The sequence below is a fragment of the Filimonas zeae genome, assembly GCF_014641615.1.
Taxonomy (GTDB): Bacteria; Bacteroidota; Bacteroidia; order Chitinophagales; family Chitinophagaceae; genus Filimonas; species Filimonas zeae.
The window spans coordinates 439235-454446 of record NZ_BMIB01000003.1; the positions used below are offsets into that span (position 1 = coordinate 439235).

Consider the following 15212-nt stretch of genomic DNA (forward strand, 5'->3'; position numbering starts at 1 on the left):
TTACCAATGAGAAGATTACCTGTATACCTTTTGCTGGATACCTCAGGCTCTATGTTTGGAGAGCCTATTCAGGCATTGAACAACGCCCTCAGCGGTATGATGAACACCCTGCGTATGGACCCGCAGGCACTGGACTCGCTGTGGTTAAGTATTGTTACGTTTGACCGTGAAGTAAAAGAAGTAGTGCCGTTGACAGAGCTGGTAAGCTTTCAGCTGCCAGAGATTGTTTGTCCGCAAAGTGGCCCTACCCACACCGGGCAGGCCCTGCAATTGCTGTACGAAAAAGTGGGCCGCGAAGTACGCAAAGGTACTACGGAGCAGAAGGGCGACTGGCGCCCGCTGCTGTTTCTGTTTACCGATGGCAAACCTTCTGATATACAGCTGTACCGTGAAATGATACCCAAAATACAATCGCTCAATTTTGCTGCGGTGGTGGCCTGTGCGGCCGGCCATCTGGCAGATGACAGCATGCTGAAAGAACTAACCCAACATGTGGTGCACCTGGCTACTGCAGACAGCTCTACGCTGAAGCAGTTTTTTAAATGGGTATCTGATACCATTGAACAGGGCAACAAAAGCATGGGCACCGTAGAATCATTAACCCTTCCTGCACCTCCTGCTGAACTCAACCTTGTTATTTAAAACCAAATCAATAAAAAAAACACTAAACCCTTACAGACATGGCAAAAATTAAAAACTTCGGCGACATGCCTATTGAAGAACTGAACAACCAGGTAGCCAACGGAGCCCGCTTCGTTATTTTCCAGTATACAGTTTCTATAGTAGTGGCAACGTTTAAAAGACCTACCAACATTTACTACATTCCTGCCGGCGAAAAGGCCATTAAATACGGCGCAAAATATTCTGTACTGTCGGCAGTACTAGGCTGGTGGGGCTTACCCTGGGGGCCTATTTACACTATTGGCTCGCTGGGCACCAATTTTAAAGGAAAAGACATTACACAGGAGGTAGTAGCCCAATTTAATAACAGGCAGTAACCGCTGCCGGTGAACATATAACCATGAGAAGATTACCCATATACTTTCTGATAGACGTATCTGAATCGATGGTGGGAGAGCCTGTTCAGCTGGTAGAAGAAGGCATGGCCCGGATTATACGCGAGCTGAAGGCAGACCCTTATGCCATTGAAACGGCCTGGATATCGGTGATTGTATTTGCCGGACAGGCCAAAACACTGGTGCCTTTGCAGGAGCTGATTCATTTTTACCCGCCGCGTTTTCCTGTAGGCGGCGGTACGGCGCTGAGCAAAGGCCTGGGGCAGCTGATGTTTGAGCTGCGTAAAAACCAGGTAAAAACCACCTACGAGCAAAAAGGGGACTGGAAACCTTTGATTTTTATGTTCACCGATGGGGTACCTACCGATGAAACCAATGCTGCCATACAGGAATGGCAGCAGCAATGGCGCAGCAGTGTAAACCTGGTGGCCATTGCCATGGGTGCAGAAGCGGATACCCCTGTACTGCGCGAAATTACCGATCATGTACTGTTGTTTAACAACAGCAATGCGGATACATACAAGCAGTTTTTCAGGTGGATTACTGCTTCTATTAAAACCACCAGCGAAAGCGTGGAAAACAGCGGCAGCGGCTTTGAACTGGCTAAAACCGATGGCGATACCCTTTCTAAAATAGACCTTACCAAAGCGCCCCCGCCTGCACAGTATGCAGATAGCAATTTTGTAGTGCTGGCCGGTAAATGCCAGCATACACAGCGCCCCTATCTGATGAAATACCGGAAGGTGGTACAGCCTGCCGCTTTTTCGGGCCTGGACCTGCAAACCAGGGCTTACCGCCTGGTGGGTGCTTTTTCGGTAACGGAAGCTTATCACGAATTATCAGATAATATACAGCAACAGTTTTCTATTAATACCAGCGAGCTGATAGGCGTGCCTACCTGCCCCTGCTGTGGCAACCAGACTGCTTTTGCGGTGTGCGGCTGTGGTCAGGTACACTGTATTGGCGATGAAGAAGTGAGCCGTTGCCCATCGTGCGGTAACCAGGGCCGCTATACCTCATCCGGCGAAGAAGGTTTTGATGTGAACAGAACACAGGGTTAAAAGCACAATACGTAATGAATGCAACTCAACAGTACCTGGAGCAGCTTTTTGCCAATGGCAACCTGCCGGTTACCGAAGCCCGGAACAAGCTGCTACAGCAGTTTTGCCAGGATGAGGTAAACAGCAAAGCAGTTACTGAAATACTGACTTATCAAAATATGCTGATGGATAAATGGCAACTCTTTAACCGGATTACTACCATACAGGAACAGCCTTTTACCATACCTAACGCCACAGCGGGCAAGCCTTATGAAGCGGTGATTGACCGCGACCAGCAGGGCTGGGTAGATATGGAGGTGATTGAACTGAACGGTCTGGAAGATACCGGTTTGCAGTACGATGCAGAAACGGGCAGCATTACAGGCACACCAACGGCACACGGCGATAGAAAGCTGGTGTTACGTTACCGCCTGCAACAGGAGCCGGAGGAAGCGGAACCACACGAAAAAAGTATTCCGCTGGTAATTAACCCCAACCCCCGGCTGCTCTGGAAAAACCTGGGCAGTGATGCTACTGATTTGTACTGGAAAGAAGATGATATTGCTTTTACGGCACCACTGGGCGGAAAGCTGTTAGTAGCTGCCTCTAAAAGAGGCCGCTCGCATGCCAATACCGGTGGCTTCCGGGATGATGATATTGCTTACGGCCATTTTGGCCAGACCGGCTGGAGCGTGATAGCCGTGGCAGACGGTGCGGGCAGCGCCCCGCTGGCCAGGCAGGGCGCTAAACTGGCGGTAAATGCGGTAGTAAATTACTTTACCCCCGCACTTACCGGCGATGGCTTGCCTGAGCTGGAACTGCTGTTGCAGGAGTATAACCATGGTACCGGAGCAGATACACAGAAAAAGCTGAACCAGCAGATTTATACACACCTGGGCAAAGCCGCCCTGTATGCACATAAGCAGCTGGAAGCGTTTGCGCATACAAAAGAGGTGGCGCTGAAAGACCTGCACAGCACCCTGTTGTTTGTGTTGCTGAAACAGTTTGCTTTTGGATACGCTGTACTTTCCTTTAGTGTGGGTGATGGGGTAATAGGACTGGTAAATACAGACCAGACCGCGGCAATGTTGATGAACCGCCTGGATGTGGGCGAGTTTGGCGGCGGTACCCGCTTTATTACCATGCCGGAGATTTTTAAAAACGAATTGTTTTATACCCGTTTTGGCTGTAAGGTGGTGGACGATTTTTCGCATTTGTTTTTAATGACAGATGGTATCTTCGACCCTAAGTTTGTTACGGAGGCAGCACTGGAAAAGCCGGAGAAATGGCAGGAACTGATACGGGACCTGGCAGGGGAGAATGAGGATGGCAAAAAGGTGGAGCTGAGCCCGGACAATACGCAGGTAGCAGAAGAACTGTCGGCCTGGATGGATTTCTGGAGTGCCGGAAACCATGACGACAGAACACTGGCTATAGTTTTTTAAATTGCAGTTTGCACAGGATATGACTAAAAACGTTTCTTCAGTAATAACACCCGGAAAAGTTTACCAGTATGTAGATACAGGCGAGCCTATGCGGGGCGGTATGAAAGACGTGTATTTCAGCCCCGACAAATCGTATGTGGTGGCTTTTTACCGTGATGAGCAGGATGCTGTTTCCAAAGAACGCCTGCGTAAAATTGTAACCCAGTATTACGACAGCTTTTTTAACCGCGAAGGCGGGGATTATTATAAAGACCTGTATTGCTGGCCTACCGATATGGTGGAAGAAGGCCGTAAAACGGGTATAGTGGTGCCTGCCTACCACTCCAACTTCTTTTTCAAAAAAGGCTACGCCACCAGCGATCTTATTAAAGGCAAGGAAAAAGAGGGCAAATGGTTTGCCTCGCCCAAATTCCGCAACAAACAGTTTGCACTGCGCCTGGATGAGTCGGAACTGGGTAACTGGCTCAGTTACTTTCAGGTATGCCTCAACATAAGCCGTGGCGTAAAACGCCTGCACTCCGCCGGGCTGGCGCATTCTGACCTTTCTTATAAAAACGTACTGGTAGACCCGGTGAGTAAATCGGCTGCTATTATAGATATTGATGGCCTGGTAGTACCGGGCCTGTTTCCGCCCGATGTAATAGGCACGGCAGACTTTATTGCGCCGGAAGTGCTTGCCACCAAGCACCTGCATGTAAAAGACCTGAACCGGGTGCTGCCCAGCCGGGTTACCGACCTGCATGCGCTGGCGGTAATGATTTACATGTACCTGCTGTACCGCCACCCGTTAAAAGGGGGTAAAGTACACCACCTGGAGCCGGAAAAAGACGATCTGCTGTCGATGGGTAAAAAGGCCATGTTTATTGAGCATCCTACCGATGCCACTAACCGCCCCAATATAAGCCAGCTGAACCCGAAAGAATTGCCCTGGGCCGATGTAACGCGTATTCCTTATAGCGTAACCGGGCCTTACCTGAAAGCGTTGTTCGACCAGGCTTTTGTTACCGGCCTGCACGATCCGGCACAACGCCCGCCTGCTGAAATGTGGGAGCAGGCAATACTTAAAACCACCGATCTGATGCAGCCCTGCAGTAATACTGCCTGCGACCAGAAATGGTATGTGTTTGATAATACCAGCCGGCCCCGCTGCCCGTTCTGCGGAACGGCGCATAAAGGCACGCTGCCGGTGTTAGACCTGTATTATCAGTTTAAACCTGCTGTATGGCGGCCGGAAAATCACCGTTTAATGGTGTATAACAACCAGTACCTGTTTCAGTGGCATGTAAACAGAAACGTGGTGCGCAACGAAAAATTAACGGCGGAACAAAAAGTTCCGGTAGGATACTTTACCTTTTACCAGGGAAAATGGGTGCTGGTAAACCAGAAACTGGATTCTCTGAAAGATTTAACCAACGACGCGGAAGTGCCTTTGGGGGCTATGGTAGAAATTACAGATGGTAAAAGACTGCTGCTATCGAAAGAAGAGGGCGGCAGGGTAGTGCTGATTACTATGGCCAATAAATAAGTTTATTCTTAATAATTATAACTAACATGAACGAACTGGTACAACAGATTATTGACAACCCTTTGCCTTCGCTGGCAATTATTGGTAACCTGGTTATTATAGAAAGCCTGTTGTCAGTTGACAATGCGGCTGTGCTGGCTACTATGGTAATGGACCTGCCTGAAAAAGACCGCAACAAAGCATTAAAATATGGTATCTGGGGCGCTTATATTTTCCGTGGCTTTGCCATGTTATTTGCTGCCTTTTTAATAGGCATCTGGTGGCTGAAACCACTGGGCGGCTTATACCTGCTGTGGCTGGTGGTTGATCAGTTTAAAGATAAAGTGGGCTATGGCGAAAAAGGTGCTGCTGTATTTAAAATACTAAGCCTGGGCGGACTGCTGTGGGCTATTAAAGCCGATGCCACTGTAAACATTTATATGCTGTGGAGCTTCCGCGCACTGGCGGGTATTTATATCCTGTATCAGTTATATGCGTTAACCCGTAAAACGGAGCATCATGATAAAGAAGGCGAAGTAAGCAAATCAGACAACGCCATTTATAAATTCTTCCAGAACAAAATAGGGCCCTTCTGGTCTACCATTATTCTGGTAGAAGTAATGGATATGGCTTTCTCTATCGATAACGTGTTTGCAGCGGTAGCCTTTACCCCTAACATTCTGCTGGTTTGTATAGGTGTGTTTATTGGTATTCTGGCTATGCGTTTTGTAGCGCAAACCTTTGTTAAGCTGATGGAGCGTTACCATTTTCTGGAAACAGCAGCCTTTATTGTAATTGCTATTCTGGGTATTAAACTCATTTTATCGCTGTACGAGCATTTTTACGAAGGCACGCCGCTGGCGCAGTTTCTGGGTGGCCATACTGCCGATATTATTACTTCATTGTTAACAGTAGGCATCTTTATTGTACCTATGCTCACCTCTATTCTGTTTAACTTTCCTAAAAAGACAGTAACAGGAGAGGATCATAAATAAACTATTCTAAAAAAGTACCGGATGAAAAAAGGATTGATAGTAGTATTGGTGCTGGTGGCAGCAGGTGTGGCTGCCTGGTTTTTGCTGAAAAAGGAAGACAAACCAGAGCCGCCCAAACAGCAGCCACTGGCCATTAGCAAAAACAGCGAAACATTTAACCAGGCCTTTAACACGTTACTGGAAAACTATTACAGCCTGCAAAACGCTTTTGTAGAGTGGGATACGGCCAGCACTGCCAAAGCCGCTGCTGTACTGGCAGCCAGTGCAGAAAAAATACCTTTTAGCGAACTGAAAGGGGATACTATGATTGTAGCTACCGCCCGCTCTTTTGCAGAAAGTATTGCTGCGGAAGCCGGTACTGTTATTTCAGCAGCAGGTATTGAGGAAAAAAGACGTTCGTTTTACAACCTGTCTGAAAACCTGTACAACCTGGCAAGAACGGTAAAGTACGATAAGGCAGTGGTGTACCACGTAAAATGCCCTATGGCGTTTAACGATACAGAAGAAGCCTTCTGGATTGCCAGTGAGAACAAAGTGGAAAACCCTTATCTGGGTAAAAAGCATCCGAAGTATAAAGCAGGTATGCTGAATTGTGGTGAGGTGCAGGATTCGCTGGATTTCAGACAGAAATAGTTACATAGCAGCCTGGAAATGGCATAAAAAAGAAGCTGTCTCATATATAAATGAGGCGGCTTCTTTATTTTTTGTACCGTCAGTATAAAGCTCCTTCACACTTTATTTATGTAAGCTTATACCAGCACTATTAAGGCATGTTTGATTTTTACTCAACTTTCGTATTTTGGTAATTTAAAGCCCATTTACATCGTTTTACAACTATCTCAAAACCTGATATGAAATTGTTAACCTGCCTCCTGTTTATTTGCCCTTTATCCCTTCATGCTCAATCGCGTAACGACTGGGACGCGTTTACCAGGCAAGTAAAAGTTGCTGATTTTACCGGTAAAAAATTTAAACTGGAAGCCGCCGTGAAAGTAGAGCTGATTGACTCCACAGCAGAAGCGGAGTTATGGGCAAGGGTTGATAAAGCGGATAAGAAAACGGGCTTTTTTTACAACATGATGGACAAACCCATTCGTTCCGGCAACTGGGCTGTTTACACTATAAACGGCAAAGTTGATAAAGGGGCTGTTAACCTGGCCTTCGGTGGACTCTTTTCACGACGTGGTATTTTTTATTTTGACTATTTCCGTTTGTGGATAGAGAATACTAAAGATCAGTTTGAAGAAATTCTTCTTCCTAACGGCGATTTTGAAGAAGATTCTCTGCGAAACTGGGCCGGCTTTAATATGAATACAGCCTTTAAATTGACGCTGGCAAGTGACACATTCTTTCACGGTAAAAAAGCGCTCAAAGTGGATGGCGCTGCATTTAAAACTGCACCGGTTTTAGGTGCAAATAACGTCGTGGGCAGATATGCACCGGTTAACGGTATAAATATATACTACGAAACATATGGAGAAGGAGCGCCCTTGCTCCTGTTGCACGGTAATTCTCAGTCGATCAGCTCCTTTTATGCACAGATACCGGCATTTGCTAAAAAGTATAAAGTGATTGCAGTTGATACACGCGGACAGGGAAAATCAGGTGATGATGGCAAGATGTATACCTACGACCAGTTTGCGTCTGATATGAATGCCTTGCTGGATTATTTACATATAGACAGTGCACATATAGTTGGCTGGAGTGATGGCGGCAATACAGGCCTGATTATGGCTATGAAATATCCTGCCAAAGTAAAGAAACTGGTGACAATGGGAGCGAACGTTTTTATAGACGATACAGTGGTTGAAAAATGGGTGTTCAAAGAATTGGATCATCAGTTAAAAGAACTTAAGAACGACACCACTTCCCGGGCAAACAACAGGAGACGGCTGATTAATATGCTGTTGACTGAACCAAGGCACTCTTTTGATGATTTAAATACAATCCATTGCCCGGTATTAGTGGTGGCAGGAGAGAAGGATGTTACAAAGCCGGAGCATACAAAACAGATTGCAACACATATTATGGGAAGTACTCTGCTTATCGCTCCTAAGGAAACGCATTACTATCCCACAGAAAACGCAGCTTCATTCAATAAAGTAGTGCTTGACTTTTTTGAAAAACAGTAAGAGTCAATTTCAGCGTTTACTCAGGTTGTAAGTTACCAGCCTCATGTAACGTATTTCAGTTAATCTTTTCGGTGATTGACGATTAATTACCCGGAAAGCAACAATAAAGAAAAAGCCGTCGCAAATTACTTTTGAGACGGCTTTTCCTTTATTAAGGCTCGTACTGTATTACAATCTTCGCGTTCTTTTTCAGGTCCGATGACAGCGATAGTTCATACCGTTTATCGCCACAGGTAATTACCATCAGCGCCGTATTAGGTGGCACGGTACCCAGATTGTCTGCTACCATTACCAACTCATGCACACGGTCCTGCGGTGTAGCGTGAATATTTACCACAAGTGGTTCGTAGGCCAACCGCTTTTTAAACAGCACTGCTTCGTTGTTGTGGTATACTGTTACAGTATCGTTGTCTATTTCTCCGTTGTCGTACAGCTTAACAGTAATCTCCGGAGAATGCACTAGCAGTGTTTTTTCTGTTTTGCTTTCCCTTTGTTTCAGAATGGGGGGCACGGGCACCTGCCGTACAGGGGGAGCCATTACCACCGGCGGCTGAACTTTTAAAGAATCTGTTGTTTTATTGCGTGGCACAATTACCAGCGCGCTGTCCACAGGTTTTTTAGGTGTAACCGGTGGCGTTGTTTTTTTGCTGCTGTTTTGCAGGCGGGCATTGTCGTTCGGCATCAGGTTGGCTTCTGCACCGGGTTTTATTTTCATGCCCGGTTTCGCATTCTGTTTGCCATTTACCAGAAAGTCTTCTTTGTAAAAATCAGACTCCGGCGATCGTTTCAGGTATACTTTCCCCGAGCCGCAGGGGCTTTTATCTGCTACGCTTTCCGATGTGTAAGTGCCTTCCAGAAATTCCTCTTTACCTTCTTTGCGCCAGGTAAGATAACAGGTCATAGCACAGGCACCACTGCCATCCAGGGTTTTCACCTCCAGCATTTTGTTTTCGCGGATAAGCACGTTGGCGGTTTTATCCATAAAAATGCCCTGCAAACTGGCCTTGCCGTAAAACGTAACATCCTTATAAGAGTAAGTAACCCCTTTCAGGGCTTTATCAGGTTCCTCTTTAATCTGAACCTCATATTTATATTGCTGTTTCAGCGCTCCGAAGCCCTGCACAAAATACCCTTTCCATATACCAGTGAGGTTCTGGGCGGTGCTAAAGGCAGGTAGCGCAAGCAATGAAAGCATAAAAACCTTGTACCTCATAAAAACAAATGTAATAATGTAAGATAGTACAACAGCGTAAGGAAGCGTTAAAACATGAAAAATACTACTTTTGTGTCCCTTTTATGATAAATATTACTTTCCCGGACGGAGCAGTGCGCCAATATGAAAGTGGCAGTACTGCGTTAGACATTGCCAGGTCCATTAGTGAAGGACTGGCCAGAAAAGTGTTGGCCGCGAATGTCGATGGCCAGGTATGGGACGCCACAAGGCCCCTTACTGCAGACGCAAACGTGAAGTTTCTGACGTGGGACGACACGGATGGCAAATCAACGTTCTGGCACTCTTCTGCCCACCTGATGGCGGAAGCGGTGGAAAGCCTGTTTCCCGGCGCTAAGTTCTGGGTAGGACCTGCGTTGGACAAAGGTTTTTATTATGATATTGATCTGGGCGACCGTAAAATATCTGAAGAAGACCTGGCCGGGCTGGAAAAGAAGATGAACGAACTGGCTAAGCAAAACAACGCCTATGTACGTAAAGAAATGCCCAAGGCAGAAGCCATTGCATACTTTACAGAAAAGGGCGATGAATACAAGCTGGACCTGCTGGGCAACCTGGAAGATGGCAAAATAAGCTTTTACACACAAGGGCAGTTTACCGATCTGTGCCGTGGGCCCCATATTCCTGCCACCGGCGCTATCAAAGCTATCAAGCTTACCAATATTGCCGGTGCGTACTGGAAAGGCAACGAAAACAACAAACAGCTTACCCGTATATATGGTGTTACTTTTCCCACACAGAAGGAACTGGATGAGTACCTGCTGATGCTGGAAGAGGCCAAAAAACGCGACCACCGTAAACTGGGTAAAGAACTGGGTATTTATACCATGGATGATGATGTGGGCCCGGGTTTACCGCTGTGGTTGCCTAATGGTACCATTATTATTGAAGAGCTGGAAAAGCTGGCTAAGGAAACGGAAGAAGATGCCGGCTACAAAAGGGTAGTAACCCCGCACCTGGCAAAAGAGAGCATGTACCTGACCAGCGGTCACCTGCCTTATTATGCAGATAGTATGTTCCCGGCCATGGAAATGGACGGTACCAAATATTACCTGAAGGCCATGAACTGCCCGCACCACCACAAAATATTCAGTGCAGAGCAGAGAAGCTATAAAGACATGCCGTTACGCCTGGCGGAATATGGTACCTGTTACCGTTACGAGCAGAGTGGTGAGTTGTTTGGGCTGATGCGGGTACGCTGCCTGCACATGAACGATGCGCATATTTACTGTACCAAAGAGCAGTTTGCGCAGGAGTTTAAGGCGGTGAACGATATGTACGTGAAGTATTTCAACATTTTTGGTATTGACAAGTACGTGATGCGTTTGAGCCTGCACGATCCTGCCAAACTGGGTCAGAAATACATTAACGAGCCGGAACTGTGGCTGGAAACCGAGCAGATGGTGCGTGAAGTATTGCAGGAAACCGGCACGCCGTTTATTGAAGTGCAGGATGAAGGCGCGTTTTACGGTCCTAAAATTGATGTACAGATATGGAGTGCGATAGGCCGCGAGTTTACCCTGGCCACCAACCAGGTAGATTTTGCGCAGGGCCGCCGCTTTAAACTGGAGTTTACCAATAAAGACAATTCGCCGGAAACCCCGCTGATTATTCACCGTGCACCACTGGGTACGCACGAAAGGTTTATCGGCTTTCTGTTAGAGCATTACGCTGGTAAATTCCCCGTATGGTTAGCGCCGCAGCAGGTGAAAATTCTGCCTATCAGCGATAAATTTTTACCCTACGCGCAGGAGGTAATGCAACAATTACGCAAGGCGCGCGTTAGAGTAGACATTGACGACCGCAGCGAAAAGATTGGTAAAAAAATCCGTGAAGCTGAGCTGAGCCGCGTGCCGTACATGCTGGTGATTGGTGAGAAAGAGGTGGCCGAAGGGCGTTTATCTATCCGCAGACAGGGGGTAGGTGATACCGGAAGCGTAACCGTGGAAGAGTTTATTAACACCGTGAAAGAGGAAATTGCTGAAAGAAAAGCATAAATAGTTTAATTTAGAGGTTGAAAATCATTTTTTACTAAACAACAATGAATGGCTTTACCAAATAGAGGGGGAGGAAGGTTTAACCCCAGGATGAACAGACAACCAGAGCCCGAACATCGTATCAACGAGAGAATCAGGGTACCTCAGGTTCGTTTGGTTGGTGATAATGTTACAGTAGGTGTGTATCCGCTGGAAGAGGCGCGTAAGATAGCGCAGCAGCAGGAGTTAGACCTGGTGGAAATTTCGCCGAATGCCGATCCTCCCGTATGTAAAGTGATCGATTATAAAAAATTCCTTTACGAGAAAAAGCGTAAGGAAAAGGAAATGAAGGCAAATGCCAAGCAGAGCGAGGTAAAAGAAATCCGCTTTACGCCTGGTACGGATGATCACGATTTCGATTTTAAATCGAAACATGCCGAAAAATTCCTGAAAGATGGCAACAAGGTAAAAGCTTACGTTCAGTTTAAAGGCCGCGCTATTATGTTTAAAGACAGAGGCGAGCTGTTGCTGCTGAAGTTTGCTGAGCGTTTAACCGAAGTAGGTGTACTGGAAGGCATGCCTAAAATGGAAGGAAAAAGAATGCTGGTAATGTTTGCCCCTAAAGGTTCTAAAAAGCCTGCTGCGGGTGCCAAAGCATAACTACCTCATTAATAGTGAAAAAGCGCCTTTATAGGGCGCTTTTTCTTTTTTAACTTTCGACAGTAAAAACTGCCCGGTTATTTACATTGCATCAAGAATTGTAATATACACCTTCTCGCTGGTAGTAAATTTTGAAATCTCATTTATTTTCTGTTACCTTTGCAACCCCAAAAGGGAACCATTACCCATATGGCTCAACAAGAGTCCCGTCTGTTCGGGAACGCCAGCAGGGTGTAATCTTACCAGATTATTGATATGCCAAAGGTTAAAACCAACTCAAGCGCAAAAAAACGCTTTAAGGTAACAGCAACAGGAGAAATCTCTTATCAGAGACCTTTTAAACGTCACATCTTAACTAAAAAATCTAACAAACGCAAAAGAGCTTTAGGCCAGAAAGCAATTGTTGGAGCGCCTAACAAAGATTTCGTTATGCGTTTATTACGTCTGAAATAAGATCGACTTTAAAAATTATCTGTTAATTACTTCAATCTGATTTTAATATGCCACGTTCAGTAAATGCGGTAGCATCAAGGGCAAGAAGAAAGAGAATTCTTAAACAAGCCAAAGGTTTTTACGGTAAACGTAAAAATGTATATACAGTTGCCAAAAACATTGTAGAAAAGGGTATGACCTACAGCTATGTAGGCCGTAAACTGAAAAAACGCGAATACCGTCAGCTGTGGATCGCCCGTATCAACGCTGCAGTAAGAGCAGAAGGTTTAACTTACAGCAAGTTTATTGATAAGTTAAACAAAAAAGGTATTGAACTGAACCGTAAAGTGCTGGCTGACCTGGCTATGAACGAGCCTGCAAGCTTTAAAGCGCTGATCGATTCTGTAAAATAATTGTCGCTATAGCAACAAAAAAAGACCGGAGGTATATACTTCCGGTTTTTTTTGTATAGTTATATTGTCAAAAAACTATTTTTGCACCGTTATAGGATTTCCTTTACTTAAAAAGTACAACGACACTAGAGGATGAACAATACGTACACCGACCTGGTGAAACAAACTTTCCACTTTCCGCAGGAAGGTTTTAATACAAGCAGCGATGGCTATCTTGAATTTAATGGCTTAGATCTGAAAGCACTGATTGAAAAGCACGGTACGCCTATGAAGCTTACCTACCTGCCTAAAATTGGTATGCAGATTAACAAGGCCAAAAGCATGTTCGAGAATGCTATGAAGAAGCACAAGTACGAAGGCAAGTATTTCTATTGCTATTGTACTAAAAGCTCCCACTTTTCCTTTGTAGTGGAAGAGGCGCTGAAGCATGAGATTCACCTGGAAACATCCTTTGCGTACGACATTGAGATTATTAATAAGTTGTACGCCCGCCGTAAAATAAACAAGGAAACCTTTATCATCTGTAACGGATTCAAGCAAAAGTCATACACTTCGCGTATTGCCAAGCTTATCAACAGCGGATTTAAAAATGTAATTCCCGTACTGGATAATAAGGAAGAACTGGATGCCTACAAACGCAGCGTAAAACAGCCCTTTAAACTGGGTATACGTGTTGCTGCGGAGGAAGAACCTAACTTCCCGTTCTATACCTCCCGCCTGGGCATACGCCAAAGGGATATTCTGGAGTTTTACGTAGATAATATTGAAGGCTACGAAGACAAGTTTCAGCTGAAAATGCTGCACATTTTTCTGAACAAGGGTATTAAAGACGATATTTACTATTGGAGTGAGCTGAACAAAATCATCAACCTGTACTGCCAGCTGAAGAAGATTTGTCCTGAGCTGGATTCTATTAACATAGGTGGTGGTTTTCCCATTAAGCACTCTTTAGGTTTTGAATATGACTACCAGTTCATGATTAATGAAATTGTAGGCAATATTAAAAAGACCTGTAAAAAAGCAGGCGTTCCTATGCCGAATATCTATACCGAATTCGGTTCCTTTACTGTAGGGGAGAGCATGGCGCATATTTACAGCGTAATAGCCCAGAAGCAACAGAACGATCGGGAAATCTGGTATATGATCGACTCTTCATTCATTACCACCCTGCCGGATACCTGGGGTATTGGAGAGAAATTTCTGATGCTGCCGGTGAATAAATGGGATAATGATTACCAACGAGTCGTTTTAGGGGGTATTACCTGTGACAGCCACGATTACTACGATTCTGAAGAGCATATTAACGAGGTATTTCTGCCCAAGCTGGAACATGCCAGCAATAAAGGCGATTCGCCCAACAAGGAACCGCTGTATGTAGGCTTCTTTCATACCGGTGCTTATCAGGATCAGATCAGTGGTTATGGTGGTATTAAACACTGCCTTATTCCATCGCCCAAACACATTATTGTAGGGCATGATAAAAACGGTAAGCTGGTTGACTGGGTGTATGCCAAAGAGCAAAGCGCCCAAAGCATGTTAAAGATTCTGGGTTATATGTAGAAGTAAAAAGGATAAAGTAAAAAAAGCCGCAACTGTTATACAGTGGCGGCTTTTTTATGGGCACTCAGTTCTCTTTTACATTGTTGTATCCATTGGTAATTCATTCTGCGAACGTATTTAGGGTGCAGGTCTTTCTCGTTCAGCACAGCCTGAAACTGGCTAACCGCTTCTCCATTGCGTTTCAGGCGTTGCAGCAGTTTGCCATAATGGTAGCGGGCTTCCATGGAGTGGTGCACGCGTATCACTTTTTTATATTCTTCTTCTGCCTGTGTAGTGTTGCCGGTAGCTTCCAGTACTCTTGCATAAATCAGTTCATCGTCAGATTTGCTGAAGCCGGGATTACGCAAAGGAAGGGCTTTATTAAAGCTGGCTAAGCTTTCGGCGTACTGTGCGTTGTGAAAATACAATTTGCCCAGGCGAAACAACAAATCCGGATCGTTAGCCCACAGGCCCTGTGCGCAGGCATTGGTAAGTTCTATGGCCCTGCCATATTGTTTCTGACGGGCATACTCATCGGCCAGCATCATACGGTTGGCATCGGTATCTGCCACGCGCAGGCGGTGTTCCAGCTCACGGCTTTTGAAGTTGGGAAATAGCGTACGTTGCACATTTTCCGCTGCGTTACCTGCGGAAAAACCCGGCATAATTTCCCGGACAAAATAAACAATGCATCCTACCAGCGGCAGAAAAATCAGCAGATAAATCCATTCCTTCCTGCCGGTTTTCAGGCAGTGCAGAATGCATAAAATCTGAAGAACAACAACAAGGGAGTAGTATTGGGTCCAGGATTCATCGAAAAACATTGTGT

Annotated in this window: 15 protein-coding genes; 13 read left to right on the forward strand and 2 right to left on the reverse strand. The window is 45.6% G+C overall.

Features of this window, described 5'->3' with window-relative positions:
• Nucleotides 1-6: 6 nt before the first annotated feature.
• The 8 genes from IEY13_RS14915 to IEY13_RS14950 all read left to right on the forward strand — a co-directional run bounded on the left by IEY13_RS14915 (nt 7) and on the right by IEY13_RS14950 (nt 8132).
• On the forward strand, nt 7-642 hold the full coding sequence (locus tag IEY13_RS14915) for a vWA domain-containing protein (RefSeq protein WP_188953474.1): 636 nt from the start codon (nt 7-9) through the stop codon (nt 640-642).
• Between the two features lie 38 nt (nt 643-680).
• Nucleotides 681-998: a hypothetical protein gene (locus IEY13_RS14920; RefSeq protein ID WP_188953476.1), complete on the forward strand. Its 318-nt coding sequence runs from the start codon at nt 681-683 to the stop codon at nt 996-998.
• Nucleotides 999-1021: 23 nt separating this feature from the next.
• Nucleotides 1022-2077 carry a TerY-C metal binding domain-containing protein gene (locus tag IEY13_RS14925; RefSeq protein ID WP_188953478.1) on the forward strand — a complete coding sequence of 352 codons (1056 nt, stop codon included), beginning with the start codon at nt 1022-1024 and terminating at the stop codon, nt 2075-2077.
• Nucleotides 2078-2091: 14 nt separating this feature from the next.
• Nucleotides 2092-3501 carry a PP2C family serine/threonine-protein phosphatase gene (locus tag IEY13_RS14930; RefSeq protein WP_188953480.1) on the forward strand — a complete coding sequence of 470 codons (1410 nt, stop codon included), beginning with the start codon at nt 2092-2094 and terminating at the stop codon, nt 3499-3501.
• Nucleotides 3502-3520: 19 nt separating this feature from the next.
• Nucleotides 3521-5026 (forward strand): helix-hairpin-helix domain-containing protein, encoded by a 1506-nt coding sequence (locus IEY13_RS14935; protein WP_188953482.1) that lies wholly within the window; start codon nt 3521-3523, stop codon nt 5024-5026.
• Between the two features lie 26 nt (nt 5027-5052).
• Entirely contained in the window at nt 5053-6000 is a 948-nt protein-coding gene (locus tag IEY13_RS14940) for a DUF475 domain-containing protein (RefSeq protein WP_188953484.1), read from the forward strand.
• A gap of 21 nt (nt 6001-6021) precedes the next feature.
• A complete protein-coding gene (locus IEY13_RS14945; protein ID WP_188953487.1) occupies nt 6022-6633 on the forward strand; it encodes a DUF3347 domain-containing protein in 612 nt (203 codons plus the stop codon).
• A gap of 218 nt (nt 6634-6851) precedes the next feature.
• Nucleotides 6852-8132: an alpha/beta fold hydrolase gene (locus tag IEY13_RS14950; RefSeq protein ID WP_188953489.1), complete on the forward strand. Its 1281-nt coding sequence runs from the start codon at nt 6852-6854 to the stop codon at nt 8130-8132.
• 151 nt (nt 8133-8283) lie between these two features.
• Here IEY13_RS14950 and IEY13_RS14955 read toward each other — a convergent pair whose 3' ends face one another.
• The gene (locus IEY13_RS14955; RefSeq protein ID WP_188953491.1) at nt 8284-9327 is read right to left on the reverse strand and encodes a hypothetical protein; all 1044 of its coding nucleotides are present in this window, start codon (nt 9325-9327) and stop codon (nt 8284-8286) included.
• Between the two features lie 101 nt (nt 9328-9428).
• Between IEY13_RS14955 and thrS the strand changes: the two genes are divergently transcribed.
• The 5 genes from thrS to IEY13_RS14980 all read left to right on the forward strand — a co-directional run bounded on the left by thrS (nt 9429) and on the right by IEY13_RS14980 (nt 14404).
• Nucleotides 9429-11360: a threonine--tRNA ligase gene (gene thrS, locus IEY13_RS14960; protein ID WP_188953493.1), complete on the forward strand. Its 1932-nt coding sequence runs from the start codon at nt 9429-9431 to the stop codon at nt 11358-11360.
• Nucleotides 11361-11408: 48 nt separating this feature from the next.
• The gene (gene infC / locus IEY13_RS14965) at nt 11409-11999 is read left to right on the forward strand and encodes a translation initiation factor IF-3 (RefSeq protein WP_188953495.1); all 591 of its coding nucleotides are present in this window, start codon (nt 11409-11411) and stop codon (nt 11997-11999) included.
• 255 nt (nt 12000-12254) lie between these two features.
• Nucleotides 12255-12452, forward strand: a complete 198-nt coding sequence (gene rpmI / locus IEY13_RS14970; RefSeq protein WP_146836409.1) for a 50S ribosomal protein L35 — start codon at nt 12255-12257, stop codon at nt 12450-12452.
• 47 nt (nt 12453-12499) lie between these two features.
• Nucleotides 12500-12844, forward strand: a complete 345-nt coding sequence (gene rplT, locus IEY13_RS14975) for a 50S ribosomal protein L20 (protein ID WP_146836414.1) — start codon at nt 12500-12502, stop codon at nt 12842-12844.
• 132 nt (nt 12845-12976) lie between these two features.
• Entirely contained in the window at nt 12977-14404 is a 1428-nt protein-coding gene (locus IEY13_RS14980) for a type III PLP-dependent enzyme domain-containing protein (RefSeq protein ID WP_188953497.1), read from the forward strand.
• Nucleotides 14405-14439: 35 nt separating this feature from the next.
• Here IEY13_RS14980 and IEY13_RS14985 read toward each other — a convergent pair whose 3' ends face one another.
• A complete protein-coding gene (locus IEY13_RS14985; protein ID WP_188953499.1) occupies nt 14440-15207 on the reverse strand; it encodes a tetratricopeptide repeat protein in 768 nt (255 codons plus the stop codon).
• Nucleotides 15208-15212 lie beyond the last annotated feature (5 nt).

What these genes read in the sequence shown, in the direction of transcription:
- IEY13_RS14915 (WP_188953474.1), top strand. Translation starts at nt 7, where the DNA reads ATGAGAAGATTACCTGTATACCTTTTGCTGGATACCTCAGGCTCTATG.
- IEY13_RS14920 (WP_188953476.1), top strand. Translation starts at nt 681, where the DNA reads ATGGCAAAAATTAAAAACTTCGGCGACATGCCTATTGAAGAACTGAAC.
- IEY13_RS14925 (WP_188953478.1), top strand. Translation starts at nt 1,022, where the DNA reads ATGAGAAGATTACCCATATACTTTCTGATAGACGTATCTGAATCGATG.
- IEY13_RS14930 (WP_188953480.1), top strand. Translation starts at nt 2,092, where the DNA reads ATGAATGCAACTCAACAGTACCTGGAGCAGCTTTTTGCCAATGGCAAC.
- IEY13_RS14935 (WP_188953482.1), top strand. Translation starts at nt 3,521, where the DNA reads ATGACTAAAAACGTTTCTTCAGTAATAACACCCGGAAAAGTTTACCAG.
- IEY13_RS14940 (WP_188953484.1), top strand. Translation starts at nt 5,053, where the DNA reads ATGAACGAACTGGTACAACAGATTATTGACAACCCTTTGCCTTCGCTG.
- IEY13_RS14945 (WP_188953487.1), top strand. Translation starts at nt 6,022, where the DNA reads ATGAAAAAAGGATTGATAGTAGTATTGGTGCTGGTGGCAGCAGGTGTG.
- IEY13_RS14950 (WP_188953489.1), top strand. Translation starts at nt 6,852, where the DNA reads ATGAAATTGTTAACCTGCCTCCTGTTTATTTGCCCTTTATCCCTTCAT.
- IEY13_RS14955 (WP_188953491.1), bottom strand. Translation starts at nt 9,327, where the DNA reads ATGCTTTCATTGCTTGCGCTACCTGCCTTTAGCACCGCCCAGAACCTC.
- thrS (WP_188953493.1), top strand. Translation starts at nt 9,429, where the DNA reads ATGATAAATATTACTTTCCCGGACGGAGCAGTGCGCCAATATGAAAGT.
- infC (WP_188953495.1), top strand. Translation starts at nt 11,409, where the DNA reads ATGGCTTTACCAAATAGAGGGGGAGGAAGGTTTAACCCCAGGATGAAC.
- rpmI (WP_146836409.1), top strand. Translation starts at nt 12,255, where the DNA reads ATGCCAAAGGTTAAAACCAACTCAAGCGCAAAAAAACGCTTTAAGGTA.
- rplT (WP_146836414.1), top strand. Translation starts at nt 12,500, where the DNA reads ATGCCACGTTCAGTAAATGCGGTAGCATCAAGGGCAAGAAGAAAGAGA.
- IEY13_RS14980 (WP_188953497.1), top strand. Translation starts at nt 12,977, where the DNA reads ATGAACAATACGTACACCGACCTGGTGAAACAAACTTTCCACTTTCCG.
- IEY13_RS14985 (WP_188953499.1), bottom strand. Translation starts at nt 15,207, where the DNA reads ATGTTTTTCGATGAATCCTGGACCCAATACTACTCCCTTGTTGTTGTT.